Annotated in this window: 6 protein-coding genes and 1 pseudogene; 1 reads left to right on the top strand and 6 read right to left on the bottom strand. The window is 63.6% G+C overall.

What is annotated here, in order from left to right:
- The 6 genes and pseudogenes from ABR948_RS27185 to ABR948_RS27160 all read right to left on the bottom strand — a co-directional run.
- A pseudogene (locus ABR948_RS27185) lies at positions 1-80 on the bottom strand (MaoC family dehydratase); the annotation flags it as partial.
- Positions 81-83: 3 nt separating this feature from the next.
- A complete protein-coding gene (locus ABR948_RS27180) occupies positions 84-1,820 on the bottom strand; it encodes an AMP-binding protein (RefSeq protein ID WP_428123984.1) in 1,737 nt (578 codons plus the stop codon).
- 10 nt (positions 1,821-1,830) lie between these two features.
- Positions 1,831-2,718, bottom strand: coding sequence for a 3-hydroxyisobutyrate dehydrogenase (mmsB, locus tag ABR948_RS27175; RefSeq protein ID WP_428123981.1), 888 nt, complete (start codon positions 2,716-2,718; stop codon positions 1,831-1,833).
- Between the two features lie 26 nt (positions 2,719-2,744).
- Positions 2,745-3,836 (bottom strand): enoyl-CoA hydratase/isomerase family protein, encoded by a 1,092-nt coding sequence (locus ABR948_RS27170; RefSeq protein ID WP_428123979.1) that lies wholly within the window; start codon positions 3,834-3,836, stop codon positions 2,745-2,747.
- The gene (locus ABR948_RS27165) at positions 3,833-4,978 is read right to left on the bottom strand and encodes an isobutyryl-CoA dehydrogenase (protein WP_428123976.1); all 1,146 of its coding nucleotides are present in this window, start codon (positions 4,976-4,978) and stop codon (positions 3,833-3,835) included. Before ABR948_RS27165 ends, ABR948_RS27170 begins: the two co-directional genes overlap by 4 nt.
- A 23-nt stretch (positions 4,979-5,001) precedes the next feature.
- A complete protein-coding gene (locus ABR948_RS27160) occupies positions 5,002-6,498 on the bottom strand; it encodes a CoA-acylating methylmalonate-semialdehyde dehydrogenase (RefSeq protein ID WP_428123974.1) in 1,497 nt (498 codons plus the stop codon).
- Here ABR948_RS27160 and ABR948_RS27155 point away from each other — a divergent pair.
- Positions 6,497-6,728, top strand: a 232-nt coding sequence (locus tag ABR948_RS27155) for a hypothetical protein (protein ID WP_428123971.1), incomplete at its 3' end; no start/stop codon positions are given. The genes ABR948_RS27160 and ABR948_RS27155 overlap by 2 nt on opposite strands.

The following is a 6,728-nucleotide window of genomic DNA, read 5'->3' as shown; positions in this document are numbered from 1 at the left end:
GACGACACGCCGACTTCATGGCCGACCAGATTCTGATAGGCCTCCAGTGAGATCGGCGGTTTCTTCCAGACTTCATTCATTCGTCAACTCTCCGCTGATCCGGCTGACCGGACCTTCTGCAACTCCGGGAAATCCTCTTCGCGAAATTCCTGACCTCGCAGCGCATCGTCGCGATTGTTGTCATGCTCGAGACGGCGCAATTGCACGCGGCGGATTTTGCCGGAAATCGTCTTCGGCAGTTCGGTCACGAGTTCGATCCGCCGGATCCGCTTGAACGGCGCCAGGCGGACGTGCAAATGCTGAAAGATCGACAGCGCGGTTTCCGGCGAACGCTGCGCGCCCGCCACCAGCAGCACATAGGCCTTGGGGATCGCCAGCCGGATCGGATCGGGACTGGGAACCACCGCGGCCTCGGCCACCAACTCGTGCTCGAGCAGGATGCTTTCAAGTTCGAACGGGCTGATCCGGTAGTCCGATGATTTGAAGACGTCGTCGGAGCGGCCGACGAAGGTCAGATAGCCCTCGTCATCGGCGAACACCACGTCGCCGCTGCGATAGAGATCGCCGTCGGCGCCGCTCAACGTGCCGTCATCGCCCTGATAGCCCTGCATCAGGCCGGCGGGCCTGTCATCACCGAGCATCAGACTGACCTCGCCCTCCCTGGTCGGGTGCCCGTCGCTGTCGGTGATCCTGACTTGAAATCCGGGCAGCGGACGGCCCATCGATCCGACCTTCACCTTCTGGCCCGGCGAATTGCCGGCCAATGCCGTGGTTTCGGTCTGGCCGTAGCCGTCGCGGATCGTCAGTCCCCACGCCGCGCGCACCTGATCGATCACTTCGGGATTGAGCGGCTCGCCGGCGCCGCAGACCTCGCGCAAGCTGACCTTGAAGGTTGCAAGCTTCTCCTGAATGAACAGCCGCCACACCGTCGGCGGCGCACACAGCGTGGTGACGCCGCAGCGGCCGATGGTCGCGAGCAATCCCTTGGCGTCGAAGCGCGGCTGATTGACGACGAACACCGTGGCGCCGGCATTCCAGGGCGCGAAGAAGCAACTCCAGGCGTGCTTGGCCCAACCCGGCGAGGAGATGTTCAAGTGGACATCGCCCGGCTGCAGCCCGAGCCAGTACATCGTCGACAGCCCGCCTATGGGATAGCTGCGCTGGCTGTGCCGCACCAGCTTGGGTTTTGCTGTCGTGCCCGAGGTGAAATACAATAGCACCGGATCTTCAGGTCCGGTCGGACCATCGGGCGTGAAATCTTCCGGAAAATCCGCGGCCTCTTCATAGGCCAGCCAGCCCTCGTGCTTCGACGCCGCGCCGACCACGATGCGAATGAGCGCGTCACCGCCGAGGCCGGTGAATTTGGCGACCTGGTCCTGCGAGGCCACTACGACCTTGGCGCGGCCGCGATCGAGCCGGTCGCGGAGTTCTTCCGGCGTCAGCAGCGTGGTTGCGGGGATCACCACCACGCCGAGCTTCATCGCCGCCAGCATGGTCTCCCACAGCGGAATGACGTTGCCGAGCAGCAGCAGCAGATGATCGCCGCGCTTGAGGCCTTGCGCGCGCAGGAAATTCGCCACCTGATTGGAACGGCTGGACAGTGCTGCGAACGACAATTTTGTCTCGCGATTGCTGCCGGCGTCGACGATCCAGAGCGCCGGGCGATTCCTGCTGTCAGCGTTGCGCGCCAGCTCCGCATCGAACCAGTCCAGCGCCCAGTTGAACGGCGCCGGGTCGGGCCAACGGAAATCCGCGACAGCCTTGTCGTACTCCGTGCGATGCCGGAGCAGGAAAGCGCGGGCTTCCTGGAATGTTGTCATCGGCTCTCAGCTATTTCCCGGCGAGGCCGCGAACGTGCTGGATGATCCCGGAGAAATCCACCCCGCCATGTCCCGCCGCGTCGAACGCCTTGTAAATCTCCTGCGCATGCTTGCCGAGCGGCGTCGCCGCGCCGGCGGTCCTGGCCGCGTCCTGCGCCAGCGTCAGGTCCTTCACCATCAGCGCCGATGCAAAGCCGGGTTTGTAATCATTGTTGGCCGGCGATGTCGGCACCGGGCCGGGCACCGGACAATAGGATGTCAGCGACCAGCATTGCCCCGACGAAGTCGAGGCCACATCGAACAGCGCCTGATGCGACAGCCCGAGCTTTTCGGCGAGCGTAAAGGCCTCGCTGACCGCGATCATGGAAATACCCAGGATCATGTTGTTGCATATCTTGGCCGCCTGGCCGGCACCGGCACCGCCGCAATGCACGATCTTCTTGCCCATGTTTTCCAGCACCGGCTTGGCCGCGGCGAAGGCTTTCGCCTCGCCGCCGGCCATGAAGGTCAGCGTCGCGCCCCTGGCGCCGCCGGTACCGCCGGATACCGGCGCATCGACTGAGGCGACGGCGTGCTTGGCCGCCAGACCATGGGCCTGCACCGCGCTTTCGACGTCGATGGTCGAACAATCGATGATCAGCGCGCCCTTGACCATTGCGGGCAATATCTCGGCCCAGACCGCCAGAACATGCTTGCCGGCCGGCAGCATGGTAATGACCACATCGGCCCCTTTGACGGAGGCCACCGAGCTGTCGGCAATTCCGGCCCCATCGGCCTTTGCCTGCTCGCGCGCAGCACCGACCAGATCGAACGCGACCACTCTGTGGCCGGCCCTGACCAGATTGGCCGCCATCGGGCCGCCCATATTGCCCAGACCAATGAATGCGATGTTGGCCATCTCTAATTCCCTCCGCTCGGACGCTTCTATTTTATTTGGTCGAACACCAGTTCATCGGCACCAATATCCGCAAAGTAAGGCGCCAGCATCGCAGGCGTGACATCCTCAATCCGCGGGGGCGACCAGTGGGGATTGCGGTCCTTGTCGATCACCGCGGCGCGCACGCCTTCGCGAAAATCGTCGCTTCGGAACACTTCCAGCGCGGCACGATATTCCCGCACCAGGCATTGTTCCAGCGAAGACGACGCCCGCGCCAGCCGCAGCAGCTTCAGGGTCACGACCATGCCGCGCGGCGATTTCTCGTTCAACGTCTTCAACGTCGCCAGCGCCAGTTCGGAGCCATCGCGCGTCAGCGATGCGAAGATATCCTCCATCCGTTCGCCAGCGAACCAACCGTCGATCCTGGCCTGCATCGCGGCGACCGGGCCGGAGGCCTCTCCGGTTGAAAAGCCCGCGATCAGATTGCTGACCTCGCTCGATGCCGTGCCGGGGCGGATTTGGGTCAGGGCTTCGCGCAAAGCAGCGAGCTGGCTGGACAGCACAACATTATCGGCAAACCCGGCATGGATCGCATCCGGACCGTTCATGGTCTGGCCGGTCAATCCGAAATAGGTTCCGGTCTCGCCGGGCGAGCGCGACAACAGCCAGGTGCCGCCGACATCCGGAAAGAAGCCGAGACCGACTTCCGGCATTGCCAGTTTTGTCTTTTCGGTGACGACACGATGCGCACTATGCGCCGACAGGCCGACGCCGCCACCCATCACCAGCCCGTCCATGAACGCGACATAGGGTTTTGGGAATTTCGCGATGCGCGCGTTCATGACGTATTCCTGGCGCCAGAACACCTTGCCAAGATCGCCACCGGCGCGCGAACTGTCATAGAGGCCGCGAATATCGCCACCGGCACACAGGCCGCGCTCGCCCGCCCCTTCCAGGATGACCACCGCAATCGCGGGATCGGATTCGAAGCGGTCGAGCGCCGCGTCGATACCTACAGACATTTCCAGCGTCATGGCGTTGAGCGCTTTCGGCCGGTTCAGCCTGACGATGCCGGCCGACCCTTCGCGCCGGACGATCAGATCCCCTTCGGACTCCACGACCGCGGCCGGCGCCGTCATCGCGCGCCCTCGATCAGCTTGCGTGAGATGATCAGCCGCATGATTTCATTGGTGCCTTCGAGAATCTGATGCACGCGCAGATCGCGCACTATTTTTTCGATGCCGTATTCGCTGAGATAGCCGTAACCGCCATGCAGTTGCAGCGCCTGGTTGGCGACCTCGAAGCCGACATCGGTGCCGAAGCGTTTTGCCATGGCACACAGCATGGTTGCATCGGCGTCTTTGCGATCGAGCGCCGCCGCCGCGCGCCACACGAAGGTCCGCGCGGCCTCGAGTTCGGTCGCCATATCGGCCAGCCGGAATTGCAGCGCCTGGAATTCGTCGAGGCGCTTACCGAACGCTTTGCGCTCCTTCATATAGGCCAGCGACTTGTCGAGCGCGCATTGCGCGCCGCCGAGCGAGCAGGCCGCGATGTTGATGCGGCCGCCGTCGAGCCCGGCCATCGCGATCTTGAAGCCGATGCCCTCGTCGCCGAGCCGGTTGGCGACCGGCACCCGCGCATTCTCGAAGATCACCGCGCGGGTCGGTTGCGCATTCCAGCCCATCTTGCGTTCATTGGCGCCAAGCGACAGCCCTGGTGTGTCGCCCTCGATCACCAGTGTCGAGATGCCGCCGGGTCCGTCATTTCCGGTCCGCACCATCACCACATAGAGGTCGCCCTTGCCGGCGCCGGAAATGAACTGCTTCTGGCCGTTGAGGACATAATGATCGCCGTCGCGCACCGCGCGGGTGCGCAACGCCGCCGCATCCGATCCGGAGCCCGGCTCGGTCAGGCAGTAGCTCGCCAGCAATTCCATGGTGCAGAGTTTCGGCAGCCACTTGTTGCGCTGGGTGTCGTTGCCGAAGGCGTCGATCATCCACGACGCCATGTTGTGGATCGAGATGAACGCCGACACCGTCGGACAGCCCTGCGCCAGCGCCTCGAAGATCAGCGCCGCATCGAACCGCGTCAGCGCCGACCCGCCGACATCGTCGCGGATATAGATGCCGCCGATGCCAAGTGCTGCGGCCTCGCGCATCACATCGACCGGAAAATGCTTTTCCTCATCCCACCGGATCGCATGCGGCGCGATTTTTTCCGCGGCGAAATCCCGCGCCATGTCGCGAACGGCAATCTGGTCCTCGTTGAGAGCGAACTGCATCCGGTCTACGAGATCATGCGTGGTCAATTCATCGTGGGAATCGAGAACTCCGCGCCTTCCTTGACGCCGGAGGGCCAGCGCGCGGTCACGGTCTTGGTCTTGGTGTAGAAGCGGATCGAATCCGGCCCGTGCTGGTTGAGATCGCCGAAGCCGGATTTCTTCCAGCCGCCGAAGGTGTAATAGGCGATCGGCACCGGGATCGGCACGTTGATGCCGACCATGCCGACATTGACCTTGGCGGCGAAATCGCGCGCGGCGTCGCCGTCGCGGGTAAAGATCGCAACGCCATTGCCGTAATCATGGTCGGACGGCAGCGCCAGCGCTTCCTTGTAGTCGTGGGCGCGCACCACCGAGAGCACCGGACCGAAGATCTCTTCCTTGTAGATCCGCATGTCCTTGGTGACATTGTCGAACAGGCAGCCGCCCATGTAGAAGCCGTTCTCGTAGCCCTGCATCTTGAAGCCGCGGCCGTCGACCGCGAGCGTGGCGCCTTCCTTGATCCCGATCTCGACATAATCCTTGACCCGTTCGAGCGCGGCCTTGGTCACCAGCGGACCGTAATCCGCCGACGGATCGATCGAGGTGCCGATCTTGAGGCTCTCGACGCGCGGAATCAGTTTTTCCATCAGACGGTCGGCGGTGGTCTTGCCGACGGGCACCGCGACCGAAATCGCCATGCAGCGTTCGCCAGCAGAGCCATAGCCGGCGCCGATCAAGGCATCGACGGTCTGGTCCATGTCGGCGTCCGGCATCACGATGGCGTGGTTCTTGGCGCCGCCAAAACATTGCGCGCGCTTGCCGGTGGCCGCGGCACGCTCGTAGATATATTGCGCGATCGGCGAGGAGCCGACAAAGCCGACGGCGCGGATATCGGGATCGTCAAGGATGGCGTCGACCGCCTCCTTGTCGCCGTTGACGACATTGAGGATGCCCGGCGGCAGCCCCGCCTCGATCATCAGCGCGGCCAATGCCATCGGCACGCCGGGATCGCGCTCCGACGGCTTGAGGATAAAGGCATTGCCGCAGGCGATCGCGGGCGCGAATTTCCACATCGGGATCATGGCCGGGAAATTGAACGGCGTGATGCCGGCGACGACGCCGAGCGGCTGCCGCATCGAATAGATGTCGATGCCGGGTCCGGCGCCTTCGGTATACTCGCCCTTCATCAGATGCGGGATACCACAGGCGAATTCGACCACTTCCAGGCCGCGCTGGATGTCGCCCTTGGCATCGGGCACCGTCTTGCCATGCTCCCGCGCCAACAGGTCGGCGAGCTTGTCATAGTCACGCTGCGCCAATTCGAGGAACTTCATTAGGATGCGGGCGCGACGCTGCGGGTTGGTAGCACCCCATTCCACCTGCGCGGACTTCGCATTCTCCACGGCGGCACGGAGCTCGGCCCTGGAGGCGAGCGCCACCTTGGCCTGGACCTCGCCGGTCATCGGCTCGAACACGTCGGCAAACCGGCCGGAAATGCCCTTGACCTCGCGGCCGCCAATGAAATGTCCGATTTCGCGCATGAGTTCCTCCATAGGCTTATGGGCAAGGGCCGGTTTTGCCGGCATCTTGCAGTCTTTGCTGCATTTGGAAAGGGTGTCGACGCGCAGCGCATTTGCGAAAATGCGGGACTCGCCCACAATTTCCGTCCCCTACGACCCAACGTCGAAGCCCGCGGCTTCAAGGCCGTATCACCGCGGCGGCGAAGCAGTGGCCTTTTTTGCGGAAGTCCTCTTCACCGGCTTCGGCGCTG

Origin of the sequence: Bradyrhizobium sp. (assembly GCF_050014615.1) — a bacterium.
Taxonomy (GTDB): Bacteria; Pseudomonadota; Alphaproteobacteria; order Rhizobiales; family Xanthobacteraceae; genus Bradyrhizobium.
This window is presented reverse-complemented; position numbering and strand designations above follow the sequence as displayed.

Excerpts from the sequence above, each read along its gene's own strand:
- ABR948_RS27180 (WP_428123984.1), bottom strand. The coding sequence starts at position 1,820 with ATGACAACATTCCAGGAAGCCCGCGCTTTCCTGCTCCGGCATCGCACG.
- mmsB (WP_428123981.1), bottom strand. The coding sequence starts at position 2,718 with ATGGCCAACATCGCATTCATTGGTCTGGGCAATATGGGCGGCCCGATG.
- ABR948_RS27170 (WP_428123979.1), bottom strand. The coding sequence starts at position 3,836 with ATGACGGCGCCGGCCGCGGTCGTGGAGTCCGAAGGGGATCTGATCGTC.
- ABR948_RS27165 (WP_428123976.1), bottom strand. The coding sequence starts at position 4,978 with ATGCAGTTCGCTCTCAACGAGGACCAGATTGCCGTTCGCGACATGGCG.
- ABR948_RS27160 (WP_428123974.1), bottom strand. The coding sequence starts at position 6,498 with ATGCGCGAAATCGGACATTTCATTGGCGGCCGCGAGGTCAAGGGCATT.